The sequence below is a fragment of the Streptomyces longhuiensis genome (genome assembly GCF_020616555.1).
Taxonomy (GTDB): Bacteria; Actinomycetota; Actinomycetes; order Streptomycetales; family Streptomycetaceae; genus Streptomyces; species Streptomyces longhuiensis.
On record NZ_CP085173.1, the window covers coordinates 8,343,857 to 8,369,187 of the forward strand.

21 protein-coding genes and 1 riboswitch are annotated in these 25,331 nt (G+C 70.5%); of the genes, 11 read left to right on the forward strand and 10 right to left on the reverse strand.

The genetic code is table 11. The features are described from left to right. Positions 1-2: 2 nt before the first annotated feature. From LGI35_RS38020 to LGI35_RS38035, 4 genes are all read left to right on the forward strand, one after another. Positions 3-797 carry an ABC transporter ATP-binding protein gene (locus LGI35_RS38020; RefSeq protein WP_227298964.1) on the forward strand — a complete coding sequence of 265 codons (795 nt, stop codon included), beginning with the start codon at positions 3-5 and terminating at the stop codon, positions 795-797. Positions 798-878: 81 nt separating this feature from the next. Next, a riboswitch (cobalamin riboswitch) is annotated at positions 879-1,033 on the forward strand. 37 nt (positions 1,034-1,070) lie between these two features. After that, positions 1,071-1,292, forward strand: a complete 222-nt coding sequence (locus tag LGI35_RS38025; protein WP_227298965.1) for a CbtB domain-containing protein — start codon at positions 1,071-1,073, stop codon at positions 1,290-1,292. A gap of 20 nt (positions 1,293-1,312) precedes the next feature. Beyond that, complete coding sequence (locus tag LGI35_RS38030; protein WP_227298966.1) at positions 1,313-2,071, forward strand: CbtA family protein; 759 nt, start codon at positions 1,313-1,315, stop codon at positions 2,069-2,071. 98 nt (positions 2,072-2,169) lie between these two features. Continuing rightward, positions 2,170-2,562 carry a hypothetical protein gene (locus tag LGI35_RS38035; protein ID WP_227298967.1) on the forward strand — a complete coding sequence of 131 codons (393 nt, stop codon included), beginning with the start codon at positions 2,170-2,172 and terminating at the stop codon, positions 2,560-2,562. A 22-nt stretch (positions 2,563-2,584) separates the two neighbouring features. On the opposite strand, the gene LGI35_RS38040 is transcribed toward LGI35_RS38035, so the two are convergent. From LGI35_RS38040 to LGI35_RS38050, 3 genes are all read right to left on the reverse strand, one after another. Continuing rightward, the gene (locus tag LGI35_RS38040) at positions 2,585-3,175 is read right to left on the reverse strand and encodes a histidine phosphatase family protein (RefSeq protein WP_227298968.1); all 591 of its coding nucleotides are present in this window, start codon (positions 3,173-3,175) and stop codon (positions 2,585-2,587) included. Between the two features lie 76 nt (positions 3,176-3,251). Beyond that, on the reverse strand, positions 3,252-4,436 hold the full coding sequence (locus tag LGI35_RS38045) for a methyltransferase (RefSeq protein ID WP_227298969.1): 1,185 nt from the start codon (positions 4,434-4,436) through the stop codon (positions 3,252-3,254). Between the two features lie 243 nt (positions 4,437-4,679). Next, complete coding sequence (locus LGI35_RS38050; protein WP_227298970.1) at positions 4,680-5,033, reverse strand: tetratricopeptide repeat protein; 354 nt, start codon at positions 5,031-5,033, stop codon at positions 4,680-4,682. A 121-nt stretch (positions 5,034-5,154) separates the two neighbouring features. On the opposite strand from LGI35_RS38050, the gene LGI35_RS38055 reads away from it, so the two are divergent. Continuing rightward, positions 5,155-6,120: a pirin family protein gene (locus LGI35_RS38055; RefSeq protein WP_227298971.1), complete on the forward strand. Its 966-nt coding sequence runs from the start codon at positions 5,155-5,157 to the stop codon at positions 6,118-6,120. A 17-nt stretch (positions 6,121-6,137) separates the two neighbouring features. On the opposite strand, the gene LGI35_RS38060 is transcribed toward LGI35_RS38055, so the two are convergent. Next, positions 6,138-6,947, reverse strand: coding sequence for a FadR/GntR family transcriptional regulator (locus LGI35_RS38060; RefSeq protein ID WP_227298972.1), 810 nt, complete (start codon positions 6,945-6,947; stop codon positions 6,138-6,140). Between the two features lie 579 nt (positions 6,948-7,526). Between LGI35_RS38060 and LGI35_RS38065 the strand changes: the two genes are divergently transcribed. Continuing rightward, positions 7,527-8,570 (forward strand): enolase C-terminal domain-like protein, encoded by a 1,044-nt coding sequence (locus LGI35_RS38065; RefSeq protein ID WP_227298973.1) that lies wholly within the window; start codon positions 7,527-7,529, stop codon positions 8,568-8,570. Between the two features lie 356 nt (positions 8,571-8,926). Here LGI35_RS38065 and LGI35_RS38070 read toward each other — a convergent pair whose 3' ends face one another. From LGI35_RS38070 to LGI35_RS38080, 3 genes are read right to left on the reverse strand one after another with little or no spacing between them, the layout of a single operon-like run. Next, positions 8,927-9,757, reverse strand: a complete 831-nt coding sequence (locus tag LGI35_RS38070; RefSeq protein WP_227298974.1) for a carbohydrate ABC transporter permease — start codon at positions 9,755-9,757, stop codon at positions 8,927-8,929. Then, entirely contained in the window at positions 9,757-10,755 is a 999-nt protein-coding gene (locus LGI35_RS38075) for a carbohydrate ABC transporter permease (RefSeq protein WP_376694007.1), read from the reverse strand. Before LGI35_RS38075 ends, LGI35_RS38070 begins: the two co-directional genes overlap by 1 nt. Next, entirely contained in the window at positions 10,755-12,047 is a 1,293-nt protein-coding gene (locus LGI35_RS38080) for an ABC transporter substrate-binding protein (RefSeq protein WP_227298976.1), read from the reverse strand. Before LGI35_RS38080 ends, LGI35_RS38075 begins: the two co-directional genes overlap by 1 nt. Before the next feature lie 420 nt (positions 12,048-12,467). Between LGI35_RS38080 and LGI35_RS38085 the strand changes: the two genes are divergently transcribed. From LGI35_RS38085 to LGI35_RS38100, 4 genes are all read left to right on the forward strand, one after another. Then, positions 12,468-14,849: an Ig domain-containing protein gene (locus LGI35_RS38085; protein WP_227298977.1), complete on the forward strand. Its 2,382-nt coding sequence runs from the start codon at positions 12,468-12,470 to the stop codon at positions 14,847-14,849. Between the two features lie 144 nt (positions 14,850-14,993). Next, a complete protein-coding gene (locus LGI35_RS38090) occupies positions 14,994-15,860 on the forward strand; it encodes an acyl-CoA thioesterase (protein ID WP_227298978.1) in 867 nt (288 codons plus the stop codon). A 200-nt stretch (positions 15,861-16,060) separates the two neighbouring features. After that, positions 16,061-17,605, forward strand: a complete 1,545-nt coding sequence (locus LGI35_RS38095; protein ID WP_227298979.1) for a long-chain-fatty-acid--CoA ligase — start codon at positions 16,061-16,063, stop codon at positions 17,603-17,605. Positions 17,606-17,789: 184 nt separating this feature from the next. After that, complete coding sequence (locus tag LGI35_RS38100; protein ID WP_227298980.1) at positions 17,790-19,856, forward strand: SpoIIE family protein phosphatase; 2,067 nt, start codon at positions 17,790-17,792, stop codon at positions 19,854-19,856. Between the two features lie 31 nt (positions 19,857-19,887). Here LGI35_RS38100 and LGI35_RS38105 read toward each other — a convergent pair whose 3' ends face one another. Then, the gene (locus LGI35_RS38105; protein WP_227298981.1) at positions 19,888-20,586 is read right to left on the reverse strand and encodes a FadR/GntR family transcriptional regulator; all 699 of its coding nucleotides are present in this window, start codon (positions 20,584-20,586) and stop codon (positions 19,888-19,890) included. Between the two features lie 64 nt (positions 20,587-20,650). After that, the gene (locus LGI35_RS38110; protein ID WP_227298982.1) at positions 20,651-22,618 is read right to left on the reverse strand and encodes a hypothetical protein; all 1,968 of its coding nucleotides are present in this window, start codon (positions 22,616-22,618) and stop codon (positions 20,651-20,653) included. A 135-nt stretch (positions 22,619-22,753) separates the two neighbouring features. Between LGI35_RS38110 and LGI35_RS38115 the strand changes: the two genes are divergently transcribed. Further along, a complete protein-coding gene (locus tag LGI35_RS38115; protein WP_227298983.1) occupies positions 22,754-23,521 on the forward strand; it encodes a glucose 1-dehydrogenase in 768 nt (255 codons plus the stop codon). 41 nt (positions 23,522-23,562) lie between these two features. Here the strand turns inward: LGI35_RS38115 and LGI35_RS38120 are convergent, their stop codons facing one another. Beyond that, on the reverse strand, positions 23,563-25,050 hold the full coding sequence (locus LGI35_RS38120; protein WP_227298984.1) for an arylsulfatase: 1,488 nt from the start codon (positions 25,048-25,050) through the stop codon (positions 23,563-23,565). Positions 25,051-25,331 lie beyond the last annotated feature (281 nt).

Here is a 25,331-nt window from a genome sequence, read left to right on the forward strand (position 1 = left end):
CGATGCGCACAACCACCGCCGAGGGACTGCGGGCCGACCGCGTCCGCCGCGAAACCGGCGGACACCTCATCCTGGACGGCGTGAGCGTGCACCCGGCGCCCGGAGGCATCACGGGCCTCGTCGGACCCAACGGCTCGGGCAAGACCACGCTCCTGCGTCTGCTCGCGGGCATCCTCACTCCCCAGGCCGGAGTGGTGACCCTGGACGGCTCACCGCTGAGCACCGTCGGCCGCAGGGACTTCGCGCGCCGTGTCGCCGTGGTCGAGCAACAGGCCGACACACAGGTCGAGCTGACGGCCGAGGACGTCGTACGTCTGGGCCGTGTCCCGCACCGCAGGGCATGGATGCCACCGTCGGCGCAGGACGAGGAGGCCGTACGTTCCGCGCTCGCCCGCACCGATCTCACCGACCGGGCGCACCGGCACTGGCACACGCTCTCCGGCGGTGAGCGCCAGCGCGTCCAGATCGCCCGTGCCCTCGCGCAGCGGCCACGCGAACTCCTCCTGGACGAGCCGACCAACCACCTCGACATCCAGCACCAGTTGGACCTCATGGACCTGCTGGCAGAACTCCGGCTCACCAGCGTCATCGCCCTGCACGACCTCAACCTGGCCGCGATGTACTGCGACCAGCTGGTCGTGCTCCGGCAGGGGCGTGTGATCGCGGCCGGTACCCCCCGTGACGTACTCACCGAAGAGCTCATAGCGCGGGTCTACGGTGTGCGCGCGACGGTTTTCCCGGCCGCCGAGCCGGGGGAGCGCCCGTACATCAGGTTCCTGAGGACGTCCGCTCCCTGAGACGGCACTGCCGTACCGCACACCAGGCTTCCTGGCAGCGGCCATGAGCAAGATCACGGCGAACGGCCCGGTCTTGGCCGTGCGCTCCTTACGCGGTACGGTCTGACCGATATTGACGACGGCAACGCGGAAGCCGGTGGGAATCCGGCACGGTCGCGCCACTGTGAGACGAGCCACTCGCCCGGACGGGCGGGGACCTCGCGAGTCAGACCCGCAGCTGTCGTACTTGTGCACCACCGAGATGGGACGCGAACTCCCAGAGGAGGTCCTGCCATGGCGCAGACCGTCGCTCAGCCGACAGCCACCACCCCCGTTCTTCCCGCAAAGCTGCCCCTGAAGGCGATTGCCCCGTGGGCAGCCTTCTTCGGCATCCTGATGCTGGTCCTGCTCTACTTCGTCGGCGCCGAACAGGGGGCGACCGCCGTCGTCTCCGGCGAGAGCGTTCATGAATGGGTGCACGACGCCCGCCACCTGCTCGGCTTCCCCTGCCACTGACGAGGGACGCCGCAAAGCTCATGAACTCCGCAACAGTGAGAAACCTCCTCGTACGGGGCATGCTCGCCGGCCTGGGTGCCGGTCTGCTCGCCCTGGTCGTCGCCTACCTCCTCGGCGAACCCAGCGTGGACAGCGCCATCGGCTACGAGGAGGCCCACGCACCCGCGCACCACCACGAGGTCGAACTCGTCAGCCGCAGCATGCAGTCCACCGCGGGCCTCGCCACCGGCATCCTGCTCTACGGCGTCGCCTTCGGCGGCATAGCCGCCCTCGCGTACTGCTTCGCGCTCGGCCGCGTCGGCCGCTTCACCCCGCGCGCCACGGCACTCCTGCTCTCCGGCGCGGCCCTGCTCGCCGTGTACGTCGTGCCGTTCCTGAAGTACCCCGCCAACCCGCCGTCCGTCGGCGATCCCGGGACCATCAGCAAGCGCACGACGCTGTACTTCCTGATGATGCTGCTCAGCGTGCTGCTCGCCGTCGCCGCGGTGATCATCGGGAAGCGGCTCGCGCCCCGCCTGGGCACCTGGTACGCCACCGTGGCAGCGGTAGCGTGCTTCGTCCTCGCGATCGGGCTCGCGTACGCGTTCCTGCCGGTCGTCAACGAGGTACCGAAGGACTTCCCCGCAGCGCTGCTGTGGCGGTTCCGCACCTCGGCCCTCGCCATCCAGCTCACTCTGTGGACCGGATTCGGCCTGATCTTCGGCGAGTTGGCGCAGCGGCAGCTGGCTCCGCGCACGGGCGCGGTCCCGTCCGGCAAGGCAACTCCCGTACCCCACTGAGAGAACCGCGCCACAGGACCCAGGCAGGCGATCGAGCGCAGAGGGCCGCCGGAACCGTCCGGTCGGCCCTCTCGCTTTTTCCGAGGGCGGAGACCCGCGTGGCCAGACACCCCCAACCGCGCCACATCACACTCGGCGGCCGCGAGGCGGTCGCGCTGTCCCTGGAGGAGTACGAGCAACTGATCGCCAGCAGACGGCAGATCGGCGGCCAGAGTGCCCGCGTCCGCGTCCTCGCGCAGCGGGTGAAGGAGAGCGAGGAGCTGCTGAGGGAGATCGAGTCACTGGTCGGCTGCCCGTCGCACGGCTGCCACGGCCTGCCGGACCGAAGAGGGAACGAGGGGCGGGGCGGCGAGGCGGGCGAACCCGCGGGAACGAGGGACAGCGACTGTCTGAGGTGCGCGCTGGCGGCACTGCTCCTGCGTCATCGGGAGTCAACGGGCGCTCCGCCGGGGGCGGTTGGCGAGGAATGCTGCTCGCCGTCGAGTCAGTAGGGGGCGAGGCGTCCAGTACGGGTCAGCCCCCGGCGCCGTCCTCCGACGGGCCCAGCGGTCGTCCGAGCCGAAGGTTCCAGCGCCCGGAGCGCCCGCTGACGTCGGTCGCCGTCAGGGGCGGTACGTCGAGCCGCCAGAACGCCGACCCGGGCACGTCGAGGATCTTGACGGCCACGGCCCGCACCACCTCCGGCTCCACCACGGCGAGTGTCCGTCCGTCGAATTCCGCCGACGCGTCCAGCCGGCGCGCGACCCGTTCGCACAGCGCACGTACGGACTCCCCGCCGTGCGGCGTGGCGCCGAGGTCGGAGAGCCAGAGCGCGATGCCGGCCGGGTCCTCGGCGCTCACCTCGTCGAGGGTCAGGCCCCGCCAACGGCCTACGTCCAGCCCGGCCAGCTCCGGCTCCTCGACGGCATCGAGGCCGAGGGCCTCCGCCGTCTCCCGGCAGCGCACGGTGGGGGACACCAACAGCCGGTCGGCCGCGGGAAGGGAACCGGCCGCCGCCCGCGCACGTGCCGCGGCGCTCGCGTCGAGCGGGCACCCGTCGTCGAACCGGGCCTCCCGCAGAGCCCGGCTCGTGGCGGCAGTGATCAAGGTGACGCGACTGGTCACGGGTTGAGCCCCCTCTTTGCAATGTGCCGAGACGCGCCAGGCCCGCTCGTCCACCCCCTGGCGGCGCACGGCACGACTACGGACGCGTCTCGCGTTCCTTCTTGACGGCGCGCAGGACCACGAACTTCGGGTCGCTGGCGATGAGTTCACTGTTGCCGAACAGGCGCCGCAGCTTCACGTGGTAGCCGAGGTGGCGATTGCCGATGACCCACAGTTCACCGCCCGGACGCAGCGCGTCCCGCGCGTCGGAGAACATGCGCATGGCCGTGGCGGCGGTCGTCGCCTGGTGCGAGTGGAACGGCGGATTGTTCAGGACGAGGTCCGCACTGCCCGCGGGCAGCTCCGCGAGACCGTCGCCCACGAGGAACTCCGCCCTCGCCTCGGGGTGTTCGGTGGGGTCGATGTTCGCCCGGTAGGTCGCCTCGGCCGACGCCACCGCCTGGAACGACTCGTCCGTGAACACGATCTCCGCGCGCGGGTTCTCCAGCGCCATGGCCGTACCGACGACGCCGTTGCCGCAGCCCAGGTCCACGACGCGCTCGGCGCCCTCGCTGCGGGGTAGGTGTTGGAGCAGGAACCGGGTGCCGATGTCGAGGCGCTCGGCGCAGAACACACCGGCGTGGTTGGTGACGGTCCGGCCCGACACGGGGCCGACCCCGTCGGGCAGGGCGTATGTGTGCGGCCACGGGTTCCGCGGCCGCGCGAGCGCCGGGAACGGCGTCGTGAAGATGAGCCGCGCCTTCTTCTCGGCGAGGGACGTGCGGGTCGGGCCGATGATCCGCTCGAACAGCTTCAGCGTCGAGGTGTGGATCTCCTTGACCATGCCGGTCCCGATCACCACGGTGCCGTCGTGGACGGCGGGCGCGATGCGGTGCAGCTGGTCCTCGAGCAGCGCCAGGCTCTTGGGGACGCGCACGAGCAGTACGTCCACGCGCTCCGGCGGGGTGTCCTGGGTGGTCAGCAGCCGTACCGCGTTCTCGTCGAAGCCGGCCCGGTCGAGGTTGGCGCGGGTCGCGCGCTGCCCGAGGTACGAGTCGGAGATCGCGGTCGGCCGGTCGCAGTGCCGGGCCAGGGACGTGGCGAGGGCGCCCCACCGGTCGCCGATCACGACCACCGACCCCGACAGATCGGCGGCGCTGTCGGCGAGATGCCGCAGCAGGTACTCGTCCGCGGCATCCCATGCGCGCAGCGTGTCGCGGGGATCCTCGGGGAAGCGGGCGAGGTCGAACTCGCCCCATGACGTCTCGAAACGGTTGCTCATCGTGCCGCCAGGCTAGCGGAGGCGCAGATCAGCGGGGCCGGGGGCGGGGCCGTGGCGCGGCCGAGTCGGGGCCGACCGGCCCAGCGGCCGACCCCTGCCGTACGGCTCAGGCGTCCCCTCCGTACGGCTCAGGCGTCCCGTGCCGTAGGGCTCAGGTGCCCCGTGCCGTACGGCTCAGGCGTCCCCTGCCGTACGGCTCACGCGTCCCGTGCCGTGCGGCTCACGCGTCCCGTGCCGTGCGGCTCAGGCATCGCCGAAGTCGCCCGCGAACGCGGCAGCCATCCGCAGATGCGGTCCTGCCTCCTCGTGACGGCCCTGGCGCTCCAGGGTGCGCCCCAGCATCAGACGGGCGTAGTGCTCGACCGGATCACGCTCGACGACCGTGCGCAGTTCGGCCTCGGCACGGCCCAGCTGGGCCGAGTGGTAGTACGCGCGGGCCAGCAGCAGCCGCGCCGCCACCTGCTCGGGGATCTCGGCGACCAGGTCGTCGAGGATCTGCGCCGCGAGCGTGTACTCCTTGGCGTCGAAGAACTTCCGCGCGCGCTCCCAGCGCTCCGCCGGGGTGCCCTGCGTGTAGTAGTTGGTCGTGTTCACCACTGGTGCCTCCTCGACCGCTCTCAACGGCACGGACCCGGCGCATATTCCGTCCTGGTGAGCGCGCGGGTCCACCCGTACGCGTGCCTGACGGGACGGCCCGGACGGGTCTAGGTTGTGAGCCATGAGCAATCTTGATCGCGAGGCGGTGCCGACCATGTGCGGCGGCCGGGGCTTCGTCGTGGCGGAGCCCGTACGTGAACTCCTCTCCCCCCGGCGCGTGAAGCTCGGCGAGTCCACCGAGGTCCGCAGGCTGCTTCCGAACCTCGGCCGCCGCATGGTCGGCGCCTGGGCCTTCGTCGATCACTACGGGCCCGACGACATCGCCGACGAACCCGGCATGCAGGTGCCGCCCCACCCCCACATGGGCCTGCAGACGGTGAGCTGGCTGCACGAGGGGGAGGTCCTGCACCGCGACTCCACGGGCAGCCTCCAGACGATCAGGCCCCGCGAGCTGGGACTCATGACGTCCGGGCGTGCCATCAGCCACTCCGAGGAGAGCCCGCGCCCGCACGCCCGCCTTCTGCACGGCGCGCAGCTGTGGGTCGCGCTGCCGGACAGTCACCGCCACACGGAGCCGCGCTTCGAGCACCACGCCGATCTGCCCGAGGTCACGGCCCCCGGCCTGAGCGCGACCCTGATCCTCGGCGAGCTCGACGGCGCCGTGTCGCCCGGCACGACGTACACGCCCATCGTCGGAGCGGACCTCAGCCTCACGCGCGGCGCGGATGTCAGCGTCCCGCTCGAGCCGGACTTCGAGTACGCGGTCCTGTCCATGTCGGGCGAGGCCCACGTCGACGGCGTCCCGGTCCTGCCCGGCTCCATGCTCTACCTGGGCTGTGGCCGCACCGAACTCCCCCTGCGCGCCGCGTCGGACGCGTCCCTCATGCTCCTCGGCGGCGAGCCGTTCGACGAGGAGCTGATCATGTGGTGGAACTTCATCGGCAGATCGCAGGACGACATCACCCAGGCCCGGGAGGACTGGATGAGCGGGTCGAGGTTCGGGGAGGTGAAGGGATACGACGGCGGTCCGCTGGCCGCACCCGAGCTCCCCGCAGTACCGCTCAAGCCCCGGGGAAGGGTGCGCTGAGCCGGTTCTCCCGGCGGCTATGACTCGGAGCGCGGGGTGTGAGTGTCGTCATGGGGGATGACGCGGCGCCAGATCTCGCGCTGGAACTGCTGGGCGGTCATGTCGATGTGCTCGGCCATGAGGGTCTGCGCGTCGGTGGGTTCGCCGGCGGTGATGGCTGCGGCGATGGCCTCGTGCTGGGTGGCGGCCACCTGAAGGGAGCCACCGGCGAGTCCGGCCAGGCCGATGGTGGTGACCTGCCGTTGCAGGCGTCGTACGGCGTCGACGGTGGCCGTGTAGAAGGTGTTGGCGGCGGCCGTGGCGATGGCGGTGTGGAAGGCCTCGTCGGCGAGGGTGAAGGCGTCGATGTCGTTGTCGTGCGCGGCCTGGGTGGACCGGTGGGCCGCTTCGCGGACGGCTTTCACCTGGGCGGGGGTGGCGCGCTGGGCCGCCAGCTGAGCGGTGGTGGTCTCCAAGTGGCGTCGGAATTCGAAGAGTTCGTCGACCTGGTGCAGGTCCGCGGGCAGGAAGTTGGCCAGGGACCGCTGCCAGGAGGAGTGTTCGGGTTCGGCGACGTAGATGCCGCGTCCCTTCTGCACGGACAGTCGGCCGAGGGCGGAGAGGATCTTCACCGCTTCGCGGACCACGGTGCGGGACATGCCGACCTCGTCGGCCAGGTCCTTCTCGGTGGGCAGCCGGTCGCCGGGCTGCAGCCCGGCCCGCACCACGTACTCGAGGATGCGCTCGGCCGCGACCTCGTAGCCCGGCCGGTACGCGCCACCGCCCGCGGCCCCCGACGCGGCCGTCTTCCCGGCCGTGCTCCCGGCCGCGCTCTCTGTCTGGCTCAACGCCGGTCCCTCGCTTCCCTCTTGAGGCCCCCGGTCTTCACGCCCTGACCTCACCCCGTCGCATGTTTCCGATACATCAGACGCTTGGCGGTCAGTGAATCACAGCCACCCTCTTGACGCCAGGGCCGCACAGCCCCAGAATCCGCCCCGCCCTGCCAGGGCCTGCCGCAAGCAATAGCGTTGCCTCCTCCGTGGGAGTCGCCGCAGCCCCCTGGTGACTGCAGGACCGGTTGTCCCGTCCCTCGCGTGCGACGCGCGACGGATGGATCCGATACATACCAGCTCTGCGACAGCCGTGCCCTGGTTCCGGAGGTCGGCCGCGTCCGGGCGGGGTCTCCGGGTGACCGTCCAAGTCCCCTGCTCCGAGCCGAAATTGACGCTGAATGGTCTGCGGTCATGGGCCTCTGGCGTCCAGAAGGTTGTTGTGCTTCACTGGCCGCCGAAACTCTGATGTATCGGAAACATGTGGTGGAGTGAGGTCAGAGCGTCGGAACCTGGGGCCCGCCATCTCCACCACGGTCCCCACGCCCCCACGACCAACTCCAGCCATTGCCATGGCCCTTGCCGTGAAGGACATGTATGCGAATCACCGATGTTTCTGTGGAGCTCGTCGACCTGCCCGCGCAGCCGGCCTTCCGATGGCGGGCCGGGCTGCCGGGCTCCGAGCCGGCGACGGTGGGCGCGATCCTGCGCGTCCACACCGACGAGGGTCTGGTGGGCGAGGCCCACACGCGACGCGGGGTGATCGTCGCCGACCTGGTCGGCCGCCGCATCCGGGACGACCTGATCGGCCGCGATCCGCTGATGCGCGAACTGCTGTGGCAGCGCCTGTGGGAGCTGGACCGGATCGAGGAGCTGCCGATCTACGCCCTGGGCCTGGTCGACGTGGCGCTGTGGGACCTGGCGGGCAGGGCGGCGGGACAGCCCGTCCACCGGTTGCTGGGCGCATACCGCGAGGCCATACCCGCCTATGCGAGCACCGTCACCTTCGGCAGTGTCGAGGAGTACCTCGATGTGTCCGATCAATGCCTGGAGCTGGGGTACGCCGCCATCAAACTGCACGGCTGGGGGGACCCGAAGGCGGACGCGGCTCTGTGCCAGAAGCTGCGGGCGCACGTCGGCGACGACATCCCTCTGATGTACGACGGCTCGGCGGGGTTCGACCTCGCCGACTCCGTCTACGTCGGCCGCGCTCTCGGTGAGGCGGGGTACCTGTGGTACGAGGAGCCGATGCGGGAGTTCAGCGTGACCGCCTACCGCTGGCTGGCGGAGCGGGTCGACGTACCGCTGTTGGTCGCGGAGACCTCGGACGGCGCGCACATGAACGTCGGCGACTTCATCGCGGCCGGCGCGGCGGACCGGGTCAGGACGAGTGCCCAGTACAAGGGCGGCATCACGGGCGCGCTGCGCATCGCGCACCTCGCCGAGAGCTACCAGCTGCGGGCCGAGGTGCACGGGAGCGGAGTCGTCAACGCCCATCTGTGCATGGCGATACCCAACACCACCTACTACGAGTCCCTCGTGTACACCAATCCCGTCGTGCGTGAACCGTCGGTGGCAGCCGACGGACAGGTGCACGCGCCGACCGCCCCCGGCATCGGATTCGACCAGCCGGGCTGGTGACCCGCGCCGACCCAGCTGCGTGCGCGGCAGAGCTGACGGTGCACCAGGGCCGTGCCGCGCACGAGGAGCCCGGCCCGCGCCTACGAAGACGCTCACGGCGCAGCGCGCGGGCCGGGCACGGGCGTGTCATGAGGCAGCAACCCGTGCGAACAGAGAGCGAGAGCGCTCCGCAAGCCCGGGCGGGACCCTGTGGCGCATCATCTCGGCGGCGTCCCTGGCCTCTGCCGCGCTGTGTGCCCCGAGCAGGACACCGCGGACGACCGGATGGCCGAGCGGGAAACGCAGGGCCACGGCCGTCAACGGGATCTCGAACTCCTCGGCCGAAGTGCCTTTGGAATGTGGGGTGTTGAGGTCGCTCAGCCCTTGGTCGCCCCGCCCGTGAGGCCTTTCACGAACTGCTTCTGGAAGGCCAGGTAGAAGATGAGGATGGGCAGCGTCGCGAGGAACATGAGGGCGAAGACCGAGCCGAAGTCCGCCTGGTGCTCGCCGATGGCGCGGTAGATCCCGACCGTCACCGTGGTGCCGGCGGCCGGTCCCAGGATGATCAGCGGGTTGAGGAAGTCGTTCCAGATCCAGACACCGAGGAAGATCAGCACGCTGGCCGATGCCGGTCGCATCAGAGGGAAGACGACCTGCCAGAAGGTCCGGAACGCCCCCGCGCCGTCGAGGGCCGCCGCCTCTTCGAGTTCGCGGGGGATCGTCTTGACGAACCCGGCGAAGACGAACACTCCGAACGGCATGTAGTAGCCGACGTAGGCCAGGATCAGACCGGGCACCGTGCTCATCAGGCCGACGGCGCGGAGCACTTCGGTGATGGGCGTGAGAATGACGGCCGGCGGCACCATGAGGCCGCACAGCAGCACGACCATGGCGACCTTGGCGAGGGTGCCGGTCGACCGTGCGAGGTAGTGCCCGAGCATGGCCGAGATCACCGTGACGACGAGGATGGAGATCACGGTGACCTCCGTGCTGTTGACCAGCCCGTACCAGAACAGATGGTCCGGTCGGGACAGCACATTGTCGATGTTGTCCAAGGTCGGCGGGAAGGGCAGCCCCACGGGGTTCGACACGATCGACGAACCGTTCTTGAGCACGTTGACCAGCACGATGTAGATCGGCAGGAAGAAGAGCAGGCCGGCGAGTGACGCGGCGAGCGGACGCAGCCGGGCCTTGGGCGCAGTCGTCATCAGGAGGACACCTCGCGTTGTTGCAGCAGCCTGAGCGCGACGACCGAGACGGCCGCCACCACGACGAGCATCACGACGGCCATGGCCGAGGCGTAGCCGATGTGGTTGCCCATGAAGGCGGTCTGGATCACCTGGAAGGCAAGGGTGGACGTGGTGCCGGGGCCGGGCCCGCCGTTGGTGAGGACCTGGACCTGGTCGTACGCCTTGAAGCCGCCGATCAGCGACATCACCGTGTTGATCGTGACGGCGGGCGCGAGCATCGGCCACGTGACATGGCGGAACCGCATCAGGGGTCCGCAGCCGTCGATCTCCGCCGCTTCGTGCAACTCCTGCGGAATTCCCTGGAGTCCGGCCAGGTAGATCACCACGCAGAAGCCGAGCCCTTGCCAGGCGATGACCCAGGAAACCGTGTAGAGAGCGAGGCTCGGGTCGGAGAGCCAGCCCGGTGGATGGTCCATCCCCAGCTGTTTCAGCAGGGAGTTGAGCAGCCCGTCGTCGACGAGGATCGCCTGCCAGATGACGCTGACCACGACAGCGCTGAGGACGACCGGCACGAAGAACACGCTGCGCAGAGCGTTGTAGAGCCAGCCGCGCCGGTCGAGCAGCAGCGCGATGGCCAGTCCGCCCGCATTGGTCACCACGGTCACGATGACGGTGACGACCACGGTGTTGCGCAGCGCGGTGAAGAATTCGCCGTCGGAGGCCAGGCCCGCGAAATTGTCCAGGCCCACCCATCGGGTCGGAGGATGGAAAGGGTTCTTGTCGGTGAGGCTGTAGCCGGTCGCGATGGCGATCGGGACGAGGACCAGGGCCAGGTAGACCAGCAGGCCCGGGGCCGCGAACAGGCCGAAGCGGCCGAGTCTGTCTCGCGTATGTGCTCGCCGGCCCGGTTCCGGAGACTGTTTCGGCGCGACGGGGTTCTGCCCTTCCGCCACGTCCTCCCGTCTTGCGAGCTCGACGGCAGAACGTTCCGGGCGGACGTGGGTGCGGGTTCGCATTACCGGGTGGCCTTTTCCCACTGCTCATCCATGTAGGCGCCGAATTCCCGCGCCGTCATACGCCCGCTGAGCAGTTTCTGCACACCTGCCGCGGCCTTGTCGGCGAGCCCCGGAGGCATCGAGCCGTCACCGGTCTCCTGGGAGAAGGAGTTGACGATTCCGTCCTCCTTCTGGGCCTTGGCGTACGTTGCCGCCGTCTCCTTGTAGACGGGCCCCATGTTCGCCGGTGCCTTGTAACCCTTGATGGCGATGATGAGCGCATCGGACTTGACGGCGGCGTCGAGGTTCTTCTCGTCTTCCATGAAGGCTTTCGCCCATTTCTTGGCCAACGCCACATCCGGTGCCTTCGAACTCACCGTCATCCCACCGCCGGTGACTCCGGGGAGAGCCGGCGCGCCGTTGTCGGTGGGCCAGGCGAACACACCCGTGTCGAATCCGGGCTTCTTCGCATCGGCCGACGCGGCGAACCAGCTGCCCATCGGATACATGGCGCCCTTGCCGTCGCGGAAAGCCTGCTCGGTGTCCGCGTAGGAGCGCGAGAGCCCCGCCCGGTCCATATAGCCCTTGTCGGCCAGGTGGGCCACCTTCCGTGCGGCGGCGACGAAGGCCCGGTCGGTGAACTTGACCTTGCCCGCGCTGCGTTGTGACAGCCAGTCGGGCTGCCCCTTGTACACATCGGTGGCCACCGTGCAGATCAACGGGAACATGTCCGCCCAGGAATCCTTGCCCCCACCGCCGACCACGAACGGGTTGATTCCCTTCGCCTTCAATTTGGCGCCGGCGTCCAGCAGTTCACGGTAGGTCCGGGGCGGGGCGTCGACACCGGCCTCGGCGAAGTCCTTCTTGTTGTAGTAGACGAAAGTGCCCTGGGCCGCGTACGGAAGCTGGAACACCTTGCCGCCGTACGTGTTGGCGTGCGGCTCGGCGTACGGCGCCAGCTCCTTGTCCGACCACGCGGCCAACTTGCCCGACTCGGCGAACCCGGCGGGGTTCAGCCCGATCATGACATCCGGGAACTGTCCCGTGCCGTCCAGCTGTTTCGCGTATCCGGTGCGGTCCGCGCTGGGGGACACGAGCTTCTTGATGGTCACTCCGGGGACCTTCTTCGAGGCGCGGGCGATCGCCGCGTCCCAGTACTTCGCGTCGAGGTTGGGTGTCTCGAACGTGAGGAAGGTCAGCGTGACCTTGTCGCCGGACGACGCACTCTCCCCACCGCCGCCGGCCGTGCACCCGGCCAGGACGAAAGCGCCTGCCAGTGCGGCAGTTCTCAGAAGCATCGGATTGCGTGTCATGCGTCTCTTCCCGTCCCGGACCGTCTGCCGACTACCGAATCTGTTACGTGGTTCGGACCCTTGTCGGAGCTCCACGGCTCTCAACGGCCCCTGCTCACACGTGCGTTCACCCGTCGGGCGCGCTCCGAGTATCGAAGCGTCTTCACAAACATGTCAAGGGATGAAGCTGATCTATCGCTGACTCTCTGTCGCAGATAGATCTGAATTAAATCTTGACTCCCTCTATGGCTCCCCGGCACGCTAGGACGCGCTCGCGCTGATCAACTGCCCGGTAACAACGGATATTTCCGCGTCGATGAGCCTGCTGGAGTGCCGACCTCTCAGGGCTCCTGGTCCGTTCCCGTGCCGGAAGAGTACGAACTATAGGGATGCCGTCGCGCGTGCACTCGTCGTCAAGATGCGCTCCACCGAGGAGGAACCATGGACAGACGTAGTTTCCTGGTCGCAGGCGGCCTGAGTTCGATCACTGCGGTGGGGCTGACCGCAACTCCCGCCCAAGCGGCGCGGACCGCCGACAGCGAGGCGTCCGACCCGCGGCGGATCGTCGCCGGATCCCTGTCGATGGCGGTGAGTGGTTCGGGCCGGGTGAGCGGCCTGGTGGATCTGCGCACCGGCACCGACCATCTGGCGGCGGACACTTCGGTGCCGCTGGTCAGCGTGGTGGCCGACGGCAAGCACGAGGTTCCCTCCCAGGTGAAGGTCTCACCGCGCGACCGCCGGGTCCTGGAGTTCACCGGCGCGCGGGTCACGATCGCGGTGAAGGTGATCACCTGTCCCACGTACTGCACGCTCGAGGTCGTCGGTGTGACGGCCGCGCCGGGCGTGGACGTACAGACCCTGCTGTGGGGCCCGCTGCCGACGGTGATCACGCGGACTATCGGCGAGACGGTCGGCGTGGTCGACGACGGACGCTTCGCCCTCGGTGTCCGTCCGCTCAACGACAAGACCGTGGGCGGCTGGCCGAACGAGCACCTGGCGTACGGGTTCGGCCCCGACCTCATCTGGAATCCGTACGGTCTGCAGACCGGCGAGAAGGACGAGTGGCTGGCGAGCAACGTCGCCGCGAAGACGAGCTGGGGCAGCGTCCTGCGCGCCACCACCTATGACTACAGCCGGGTGCGGACCCGGCAGCGCACCAACGGATACGAGATCCCGCTCGGCCCGCTCCCCGCGCCGGAGGGCCGGATCGTCGGGTCGAAGATCGCGCTGTTCGGCAGCGACTCGGACCTCGCGCTGACGGTGCTCAGCCAGATCGCCCAGCAGCACGGCCAGGCCTATCCGACGCTCGACGGCCAGTGGCAGAAGGCCGCCCATCGCACCTCGCAGTCCCACTTCTGGGTCCACGACCTCAACACCACCAACGTCACGGCTGCCAGCCGGTACGCCACGCAGGCCGGGGTCAGGAACATCTACGCGATCACCGGCGACGGACCGTGGGCGTCGCACGGGCACTACCAGTTCAACAGCTCCTTCGGCGGATCGGACGCGGCGGCCGCGCAGTTGGTCGCGACAGCGTCGAAGGAAGGCATCGAAGTCGGTGTCCACACCCTCTCCGACTTCATAGACGCCCACGACCCGTACGTGAAGGCGCCGGCCGACCCGCGTCTCGCCACCGGAGGCAAGGCCAGGCTGACCCGCGCGCTCGGCACCTCGGACACCACGCTGTACGTCGACGCGGGCAAACCGCTGGGCCCCGGCGTCGACGGACAACGGCTGCGCATCGGCGACGAGTTCCTGACGTACGGCACCGTCACCCGGATCGGCGACGGCGAGTGGCAGGTCGACGGCCTGGCCCGGGCGCAGTGGAGCTCGACCGCGCAGTCCTACCCGGCGGGCACCAGTGCCGCCCGGCTCATCCAGAACGGCTACGGCGGAGCGATCGGCGGTCTGCCGATCATCGACGAGATCGCGTCCCGACTGGCCGGCGCGTACAACGACACCGGTGTCCGGGCCACGTCCTACGACGGCCTGGAGTCGGCGGGCTACAACGGCTGGGGCGGCTACGGCTTCGCGCACCTGGTCAACGGCGTCCACCGGCAGCTGGACTCCAAGGAGTTCATCACCGAGTGCAGCAACCTCGCCTCCAACACATGGGACGCTCAGTCCCGGGCCAGCTGGGGCGAGATCGGCAGGACGGACTACGCGCAGCTCAAGCGCAGCAACACCTTCTACCGTGCCAACCATCTGCCCGGGATGCTCGGCCAGCAGGGACTGTCCGGCTCCACCACGGTGCAGTCGATCGAGGTCACCATGGCGCGCGCGGCCTCCCTCGACGCCGGCATCAACTTCGAGACCACCGTGCAGACCCTCGCGACCGGATCGAACACCGACGCGCTCCTGCGCGCCGTCAAGACGTGGGAGTCCGCACGCGCCGCGGGTGCCTTCACGCCCGCGCAGAAGAAGGAACTGGGTGCCGAGGGCAGGTTCTGGCATCTGACGGAGGTCACGCCGCATCAGGAGTGGACTCTGCAGGAGATGGGCCCGTCCGGTCAGCCGGTCGGCGAGCCGCAGCAGGTCACGGCTCCGGCTCCGGGCTTCAGCACGCCGGAACCGCCGGCAGCGCAGGCCGGTGTCCTCTACCAGTTCAAGGTGACGTCGAGTACTCCGCGGACCCTCCGCTACGAGGTCACCTCCGGCAGCCTTCCGCGTGGACTGACTCTCAACAAGGACACCGGAGGAATCACCGGCATCCCCACCGCCGCGGGAACCAGCAAGTTCACCGTCACCGCCCGCAACGGCGGGACCGTGGCCGACGCCAAGATCACCTACAAGCTGAGGACGGCACCGGGCCGGCGGCCCTGACCCCGCTTCGGTTCCGGCACAGCGGTCGCATCAGCGAAGCCGTCCGCTCCAATTCGTCCGCCCTGCCACGTCCCGGTCGGGACGTGGCAGCCGCGTTGATCATGGAGGGTGGACAGGCGGGTGCATGGCCTACACACTTAACGAATGATCAACGGAGTTCTGGACCAGGCGCAGCCCTTCGGCCCCCTCGGCAAGGGTGAGCGCCTCGCCCTGGACGACGTCGGGTCGGGCGTCTTCGAGGGGTACTGCCACGGCGGCCGCGCGCAGGAGCGCGCCTATGGAGGAGCGGTCGTGGGCCAGGCCCTTGCCGCGGCGTACCGCACCGTCGAGGACGACCGCTCCGTGCACTCCCTGCACGCCTACTTCCTGCGCGCCGTCTCGCCCGAACGTCCCACGAGGTACGCGTCCGACGTGGTCCGGGACGGGCGCAGCTACTCCGTGCGCCAGGTGAGCGCCACGCAGGGCGGCAAGGAGGCGCTCACGATGAGCGTGTCCTTCAAACTGCCGCAGCCGGAGGGGAGCCGACGCCAGCCCGGCATGCCGGACGTCCCCGGCCCCGAAGGCCTCGACGACGGCTTCGCGTTCCGTCCGGCGACGCATCCGCTGCGTACGGCGGTGGAGTGCCGGCAGGTGCCGGACGCTGTCGGGCCGGACGAGGGGGAGATCGAGCTGGGGGAGATCGAGCGCTTCGCCTGGTTCCGCACGGTCGGCGCGCTCCCCGACGACCCCGCGCTGCATGCCTGCGCCCTCGCGTACATCTCCGACGCGCCCCTCGCCCCCACGGCCCTCGTGCCGTACGGCGAACCGCGGCCGGTCGGTGTCGTGCTCGCCTCGCTGGACCACGCCATGTGGTTCCACCGGCCCTTCCGTGCCGACACCTGGCTCCTGTACGCCTGCCGCAGCCGCCTCGCGGGCGACGGGCGCACCCTGGCGTACGGCGAGTTCTGGGACCGGGAGGGGCGGCTCGTCGCGTCGGTGGTCCAGGAGGCGCTGCTGCGGACTAGGGAATAGCCCTGGCCCGCGTCACCGGCGAGTGCCTCCGACTGCCGCCGCGACGGCTCGATCGGCAGGGCCCGAGCTAGCCGTCACCCGGACGGTGCCCGCTTGCGTGCGTTCGACGCATTGACGCCGTGCCCCGGGGCCGCGATGCTCACGATCCGCGCCCGTCCTGCGACCACTCGCCGAAGCCGACGCCGATGGAGGACTCCCGCATGGGCCCGTTCCTGCCCGACGCCGTACGACAGCACGCCGCGCTCACCCCCGGCGCCCCCGCCGTCACCGAAGGTTCCCGGACGCTGACCTACGCCGAGCTCGACCGGCGTGGCAACCGTGTCGCGCGGGCCCTTCTTGCCGTGGGCCTGCCCCAGGGCACGCACGTCGGCTACCTCGTCCGCCCCGGCATCCTCTCCGCCGAACTCCTGATGGGCTGCGCCAAGGCGGGGCTCGTCGCCACCCCGCTGAACTGGCGCCTCACCGAGTCCGAACTCGTCGCGGTCGCCCAGGACGCCGAACTCGGGATCGTCCTGACCCAGACCGAATTCCTGCCCGGCGCCCGCGCGGTGCGGGCCGCTCTGCCCGGCATCACCCTCGTCACCGAGAGTGGCGCGGACGCGGGTGAGTACACGTACGAGAGGTGGCTGGCCGCGGCGGGTGACGCCGATCCGGGTGCCGGGAGCGAGGACGCGGTCTTCCTCCAGCTGTACACCTCGGGCACCACCGGGCTGCCCAAGGGCGTCCAGCTCACGCTGAACAACTGCAGCGCGGGCGAAGCCCAGCTGCGCGAGATGGGCTGGACGACCGCCTCCGTCTCCCTGAACGTCATGCCCGTCTTCCACATCGCCGGTACCGGCTGGCTCGTGAACGCGCTCGCCGCGGGCGCCCACACGGTACTGGTACCCGACCTCGTGCCGTCCGTCGTGGTCGAGCTCATGGAGCGCCACCACGTCACGCACACGTTCTTCGTGCCGGCCATACTCCATCTCCTCACGGCGCTGCCCGACATCCACGAACGCGACTTCTCCGCGCTCCAGTTGATCGTCTACGGGGCTTCGCCCATCACGCCCGCCCTGCTGCGCCGCTCCATGGAGGTCTTCGGCTGCGGCTTCTACCAGAAGTACGGCCTGACCGAGACGACCGGCTCCGCCGTGCGGCTGCTGCCCGAGGACCACGTCGTGGACGGTCCGCGCTCCGCGCTCCTGCGTTCGGCGGGCAACGTGTGGCCCGAGGTCGAGGTGGCCATCGCCGACCCGGTCACGGGCGATCATGTGGCGCCGGGAGTGGTGGGTGAGATCCTCACCCGCTCCCACCAGGTCACTCCGGGCTACTGGAAGCGGCCCGAGGAGAACGAGGCGCTGTTCACCGCGGACGGCTGGCTCAGGACCGGCGACGCGGGCTATCTCGACGAGGACGGCTATCTGTTCATCACCGACCGGATGAAGGACATGGTGATCACGGGCGGTGAGAACGTGTACCCGGTCGAGGTCGAGTCGGCCCTCGCCGAGCACGCCGCCGTGCTGGACGTCGCCGTCTTCGGAACCCCCGACGAGAAGTGGGGCGAGGCCGTCACCGCCGCCGTCGTGCTGCGGCCCGGGACGGACGCGGTCACCGCGCAGGACCTCATCGACTTCACGCGTGAGCGCATCGCCTCGTACAAGAAGCCGCGGGTCGTCCACTTCGTGGCGGAGCTGCCCCGCAACCCCAGCGGCAAGATCCTCAAGCGTGTCCTGCGCAAGGAGCTCGCCGATCGCGCCGATTGAACGACCGTTAAGCAATGGGAGGGGGTGTGCCCGCGGGATCCGGCCCGGATATGCGGGACAAAGGCCCCAAAGCTATGCTCGGAGGGTTCCCGTCGTGGACGGCGCGGGGCTGGACGGAACACGGGAGGGCTACCGGCCCGGCCGGCTGACCGGGGTCCCGGCTCACTTCTCCCGGAGCGAACGCATGGCAGGAAGGCGCAGGGCGGAGATAGGCCTGGGGGAGCGCCTTGCCCTGAACCGCGTGGGCACCTTCGAGTGGGACCTGCCGGAGGGGACCTTCGAGCTCGACGCGGCGGGCCTCGCCGTGTACGACATCGAACCCGACGAGTACGACGGCCGGCCCGAGTCCCTGCTGTCGCGCGTCGCCCCCGAGGAGGGCGCCCGGCTGGGCGCCGCCGTGATGTCGGAGATCCACGCGGGACGTTCCTCCTTCGGCGCCTACTTCCGCGTCCGGCGCCGCGACGGCCGGGAGCAGTGGACCCATATGCGCGGCCGGGTCCTCAGGGACGAGCACGGCACACCGCGGAGCGTGGTCGGCATCGTGCGCGACGCCGACGCGGACCGCGTCCAGCTCGCCATGACCACCCCCGTACAGCTCGCGGGGTGGCAGCGGATGACCACCGTCCTCCAAGGCACCGCCGACGCCCTGTCCCGGGCCATGACGGTGGCGGACGTGACCGCCGTCCTCACCGGCGAGGGCGGGCTCGAACTCTTCGGCGCGGACGGACTCGTACTCGGCCTCGTCAAGGGCGACGCGCTCCAACTCGTCGCCGTGGCAGGCGAATCGACGTCCGAACTCGAAGAACTGAAGCTGCACCGCATCGACGAGTCGCTGCCCCTCGCCGAGGCGGTGTTCACCCAGCGCCCGCGCTTCGTGACCTCCCTGCGCGAACTCGCCGACACCTTCCCGCGTCTCGGTCCGTACGTGAAACGCCTCGAGCTGGACGCCGCCGCGTTCCTGCCGCTCGTCGCCCGGGCCCGCTCCGTCGGGGGCCTCGCGCTGCTGTTCCGGGGGCGGGACGAGTTCACGGCCGAGGACCGTGACCTGTGCCTCGGCCTCGCGGGCATCGTCGCCCGGTCCCTGCAGCGGGCCATCCTCTTCGACGGCGAACGCGAATTCGCGACGGGCCTCCAGTCGACCATGTTGCCCCAGCACATCCCCAAGTTCCCGGGTGTCGAGATCGCCGCCCGCTACCACGCCGCGGGCAGCGGCCGGCAGGTGGGCGGCGACTGGTACGACGTGATCCCGCTGCCCCGACGCAGGATCGGGATAGTCGTCGGTGACGTCGAGGGGCACGACACCCAGGCCGCCGCCGTCATGGGCCAGTTGCGCATCGCGCTGCGCGCCTTCGCGGGCGAGGGCCACCCGCCGTCCACGGTCATCGCGCGTGCCTCGCGCTTCCTCGCCGAGCTCGACACGGACCGCTTCGCCACCTGCACGTACGCCCAGGTCGACCCCGCCACCGGAGACGTACGGGCCATCAGGGCCGGACACATGGAACCGATGCTGCGGCACGCGGACGGCCGCGTCAGCACCCCGCGGGTGCGCGGCGGGCTCCCGCTGGGCCTGGCCACGGAGTTCGAGCAGGAGGAGTACCCCGAGACGCGGCTCGACCTGCTGCCCGGCGAGGCGTTCGTCCTGTTCACGGACGGCCTCGTCGAGCATCCGGGGGGCGACATCGCGGCGGGCGTGACGGCCCTGACCGAAGCGGTGCGCGACGGGCCGGTCCAGGCGGGCGCCATCGCCGACCACCTGTCGGAGCGCGTGTCGCGGATCAGGCCGAGCGCCGACGACGTGGCGCTGCTCGTCCTGCGCCGGGACCTCGACCCGGGCACCCCGTTCGCGCCGCGCATCCACCAGTACCTCCACCCCGCCGACCCCCAGGGGCTCGCCGAGACCCGCACAGCGCTGCGAGGGGCCCTGGAGGACTGGGGATTCGCCGCGGTGGCGGACGACGTGGAGGTCGCCGCCGGTGAGCTGATGGTGAACGCGCTCCTGCACACGGAGGCCGGCGCCGTCATCACCCTCGAAGTGCTGCCGGACCCGGCGCGGCGCGTCCGGCTCTGGGTCAAGGACCGGTCGAGCGAGTTCCCGCGCCGCCGCACACCGGGCGAGGCCGCGACATCGGGTCGCGGGCTGCTGCTCGTCGACGCGGTCGCCGACTGCTGGGGCGTCGAGCCGCGGGGTGAGGGGAAGGCGGTGTGGTGCGAGTTCACGGAGGCGGGGCCGGAGCCTCCCGGGGGCGCGTGAGACACAAGGTGTCGGGCCGTACCCAGGGCCCCTAGGACACGGCGAGATCCTCGCCGGTCTCGTCGAGGTGGGCCGCCATGGCCGCGACCGCTTCCTCCGGCGTGCCCGATGCGATGGCGGCCAGGATCCGCCGGTGGGCCGTGATCGTGGCCCGCTGGCTGTCGCCCCGGCGGGACCGCCCCTCGTAGCTGGCGAGCCGGTGCGCGGTGAGGATGTCCGAGAGGGATTCCAGGACGAGTTCCAGCATGCCGTTCCCGGCCATGCGGGCGATCTCGTGGTGGAAGGCGAGGTCGAGTGCCACGAAGCGGTCGCGGTCCTCGACGGCGTCCTCCATCTCGTCGAGCAGGGCGCCGGCCGCGTCCGTCGAGGCCTCGCCGGACGCCACCCGGGCCGCCGCGCGGGACGCCAGCGCTCCCTCGATCGCGCCGCGCGCGTCCAGGACGTCGGCGACCTCCAACGACTGCTGGCGCAGCCGGAATTGGAGGATCTGCCCGAACACCCGCGCCGAGGGGACGTTGACCCTCGCCGGCCGGCCCTGGCTCGACACGAGGATCTCGCGGGCGGACAGCACCCGGATCGCCTCGCGCACGGCGAGCCGGTTGACCCCGAACCTGGCCGCGAGTTCGCCCTCCGACGGCACGTCGTCGCCGGGTTCGAGCCCCGACTCCTCGATCAGATCGACGATCTCGCCGGCGACCTGATCGAACAGGGTGGTGCGGCGCACTGCCACGTGGGAACTCCTTCGGGGGACGTGCCGGGCGGGCCCCAGCGTACCTTCGGCCTCACGGCGGGAATCAGGCGTGTGCGCTGCTCAGCACCACGTACTCCCACTGCCCGAGCGGTCGCGACAGCAGGGGGCGGCCGTCGTGCCAGGCCGCGGTGAGGCGTTCGCCCCGGGCCGTCACCTGGACCACCGAGCGCGGTTCCGGCATGCCCTTTGGCAGCCGGAGCCGGAAGTCGTCGGCCTCGTCCGGCGACGCGTTCCACACCACGACGCGCCAGTCCGTGCCGTCGGTCAACGCCTGAGTGACGAGCCACGGATGCCCGGTGGCCCGCGCGTGCGCACCCCGCGACAGCCAGTCGAGCACGGCGCCCAACTGGGCCTCGCGCTGCGCGTTCATGAAGGTCGTGCCGGGGGTGTGCGCGGGCCAGGGTGTGACGGCGACCCGGCCGCCCAGCGCGTTCTCGTACAGGACGAGCCCGCTGCCCCTCTCACGGTCGAGCTGGTCGCGGACGATGCTGGCGACGCGCGCGTCCGGCGCCGGGTCGAACGCGACCACGGCGGAGCGGTCGTAGCTCTCGGCGTCCAGGGAGATCGCGCAGCCGGGGCGCAGGGAGAACTCGGGGTCGGTGCAGATCTCGCGGGAGTGGCCCTCGGGGGACGGCCGCGCCCCGGTCACGCCGATCAGCGGGCCGTGGCCGCGCTCGAAGAGGATCCGGGCCGCCACCGAGTCGAGCAGGAGCCCCTGGCTGAGCCACTCGCGCAGTTCGGCGTCCTCGAAGGCCCGAGCCGCTTCCCCCGAAAGGGCGTTGACGCTCGCTCCGCCCCGGGCGGTGACCGAGTGGCCCGCGGCGCCGAGCAGTCCGGCCCATGAGCCGTGCGGGACGACGAGCGACTGCCAGCCCGCACGCTCCGTGTGGGTGCGCCTGCCGGTCCGCTGCGACCAGGGCAGCCCGACGCCGACCGTACGGAAGGACTTGGGGAACGTCTCCGACAGCCAGTCGAAGGTGTCCCGCCACTGCGCGAGGAAGGCGGCGCGGCGGGGTTCGTCGTCGGGGTGGTTGCCGAGGAAGTCGTAGAGGCTGATCGCGAGGCCGTCGCTGCCGAGGATGTGGGCCAGGGACATCTGCGCGCCCGTCTGGCGGAAGGACTTGTTCCACTGTCCGTAGGGCCAGCACTCGATCTCGGGGAAGCTGCGCAGGCCGGCGGGCTGTGCCGCGCGCTGCATGTCCAACTGCTGGATCGCACGCGGCAGTTCGGGTCCGGCGCCGTCGGAGTAGCCCCAGAAGTGCGGCCGGTGCACGGTGGGGAGGTCGAGCCAGGCATGCCAGTCGCGCCCCTCGGCGGCGTGGGAGTCCGTGCGCGAGGACATCAGGCCGAGCCGGTCCCCGAGGATCTCCCGCCAGGACGCGAGGAGTTCGCGCTGGGTGGTGTCCCAGAAGTCGAGCCACCGCTCCCGCCACGGATGTGGGTCGCCGGGCGCGGTGCAGGCCGCGACCAGTTCCTCCCGCGTCGTGGTGATCCCGGTGCGGCGGGCGAACTCGGTCAGGTGGAGCGGGCAGAAGCAGCCGCCCCAGTCGAGCGGGCGGTGGTTGTGCAGCCGGATGTCGTCCTCGATCCACACCGTGTCGACGTCCTCGGCGGCGTAGAGGCGCAGGGTCTGCGCGAAGTACGCGCGCCAGGCCGGATCCAGCGGGCACACCTGCACGGCCGCGGCCGTCCCGTGCTGGTCGGTCATCGTCTGCCACGTCTGGTCGGGATCGAGCGAGCGGGCCCAGTCGCTGTGGCCCACGGTGTGGCCGGGGTTGAGGCTCACGGCGACGCCTTCGGCGCGGAGCCGGGTGCGCCACGGCCGCGTGGCCGCGAGCCAGTGCGCGACGCGGTCGAGGCTCTCGTGGCCGTCGTTGAACTCCAGGCCGAAGAGGAATACGCAGATCTCCTCGGCCCGCGCCGCCCGCGCCAGGGCCAGCAGCCTGTCGCCGGCCTGCTTCGGATCGTCGGCCGGATCCACCTGGAGGCGGAGCACATAGCGTGAGGTCACTCGTTCGCACCTTCGGTCTCGGGGCCCGGCCGGGGGCGCGGGCGACACCTAGACTCGCTACTTAGCAGCTAAGCTGTCAAGGGCTGGCAAGAGCCGGGCGAGCGTCCTGGCAGGCGGAGCGAACGAGGAGTGGCGATGGGACGGTTGGCGGACCGGGTGGTCCTGGTGACGGGCGGGGCGCGCGGCATCGGCCGGGCGGTCGTCGAGACGGCTGTGCGCGAGGACGCTGCTGTGGCGTTCCTCGACCTGGACGAGGCGGCCGGAGCGGCGCTGCGCGACGAACTCGCCGGCAAGGGGGCCCGCGTGGCCTTCCGCCGGGTCGACGTCACGGACGGGCGGTCGGTCGCCGACGCCGTGAACGACGTGGCCGCCGCGCTCGGACCGGTCGACATCCTGGTCAACAACGCCGGGCGCAACGTCTACGCCGACCCGGTCGCGATGACCGAGGCCGAGTGGGACCAGGTCTTCGACGTCGACCTGAAGGCGGCCTTCCTGTGCGCGAAGCACACCCTGCCGTCGATGATCGATCGGGGTGGCGGGGCGATCGTGAACATCGCGTCCCTGCACGCGAAGCTGACCTGCGCCGGCATGTACCCGTACGCGGCGGCCAAGTCCGGGCTCGTCGGACTGACCCGCTCGATGGCCCTGGAGGTCGCGCCTCACGGCGTACGGGTCAACGCGGTCAGCCCCGGTTACATCAGGACGGCCCTGGTCGACGAGTACTTCGACCGGAACCCGGACCGGGACGCCGAGCGCAAGGCGCTCGACGTCCATCCGCTGGGCCGCATCGGCACCCCCGAGGAGGTCGCCGAAGTGGTCTGCTTCCTCGCGTCCGACGCGGCGTCCTTCGTCACCGGGGCGGAGTGGGCCGTGGACGGCGGGCTCGGCGTGCGGTTCGCCTGATCTCCGCTACGGGGGAGCCGCCGCGATCGGTGGGCCGGGGGTCAGCCGACCCCGGTCGCGGCGGCGATGCGCTCCCGGGTGTGCCGCAGCTCGGTGACCACCGGCCGGCCCGTCACCAGTTCGCCGCCGTCCACGAAGCCCTCCTCGCGCTCGCGCAGCGAATCGATCAGCCGTCCGCGCCAGCGCTCCAGCAGCGCGGCATGCTCGGGCCGCCGCGCCAGGTTCACCAACTCCTTCGGATCCTCGGCGAGGTCGAAGAGCTGCTCGTGCCCGTCGCCCGACATCCACAGATACTTGTGCCGCCCGTCGGTCACCCACTGAAGGGACTGCCCCAGATAGGTGTGCTCGCCGTGCAGGTACTCCCGCCAGTCGTCCGGGCGTTCACCGCGCAGGAACGGCAGCAGGCTGCGCCCGTCGACACTGTCCGGCACCGGAAGTCCCGCCGCCTCGAGCAGCGTCGGCATCACGTCGCGCAGCTCCACGACCTCGTCGGCCACCGAACCGCCCGCGCCGCCGCGCATCGACGGTGGGAGGTTCATCAGGATCGGCACCCGCGCCGAGCCCTCGAAGCCGAGTGCCTTGCGGAACATGTGGTGGTCGCCCATCATCTCGCCGTGGTCCGACACGAAACAGAACATCGTGTCGTCGCCGAGACCCGCCTCGACCAGCGCCTCGCGGAAGCGCTTTATCTGCAGGTCGATATGCGCCATGTGCCCGTAGTAGCCCGCCCGTGCCCGGTGGACCAGCCCCGGATCGATCACGCCGACGGCCGCCTCGTGACAGCCGTCCTTGCGGTACGGCGCGTAGGCGTCGACCCAGTCGCCGACCACGGGTTCGTACGGGTCGAGCGCCATGTACTGGTCGAAGGCCCACTCGGGCGGGTCGTACGGATGGTGCGGCCGGTGGAACGACAGATAGAGGAAGAACGGCTTGGTGGGGTCCCGGCGCGGCAGCCACTCGATCGCCTCGGTCACCGCCCACGTCGTCGGATGGAGCGCCTCGGCCTTGTCCCAGGGGCGCGCGACGATGGAGTTGCAGCTGACGCCGTGGTCCGCGTAGTCGGCGGCCGGCGTCATCCCCGGCTGGCGGCGCAGCCAGGGCACGTAGTCGTCGAAGAACTCGAAGTTACGGCTGTGACGCCTGCGCGCGTAGTGCAGATAGCCGTCGTGCAGCCGCACGTCGTCGAAGCCGAGGCGGGCGCGCTCCGGGAAGACGTGCATCTTGCCGACGGCCTGCGTCTGGTACCCGCCGCGCCGGAACTCGCCCGGCAGCGTCACCGGGTGGACCTGCTCGAAGGGCACCCCCTCGCGGTAGCCGACCCGGCCGTGCCGCTCCTGCGACTGGCCGGTGAAGAGGGCCACGCGGGCGGGAACACAGGTCGGCGTCGCGGAGTAGGCGCGGTCGAAACGCACGCCTTCGCCCGCGAGTTCGTCCAGGTGAGGGGTGTGGACGTCGGGGTGGCCCGCGGCGGAGAGGCAGTCGCCCCTCCACTGGTCCACACAGATCAGTACGACATTGGGCTGGCGCAAGAGGGGCTCCGGGTCCGGGAATCCCGTCGGCCCCGGTCACCGCCGACGGGTGGGCGACGGTGACGATCATGCCTGGAGCGGGCCGACCCGAACAGGGTGCGCGGGCGATTACGTCGAGCGGACGATCAGGACGGGCGGGCACGGTCGACTTGGCGACAAAGAGCTATGGCCCGCTCAGCGGCGCGGCGCCGTGTCCGCCGAGGCGGCCCGGCTCCCAGAAGATCCAGAAGATCAAACACGTCGACGACAAACGTTCGATGGGCACGTGCGGGCGCCACCTG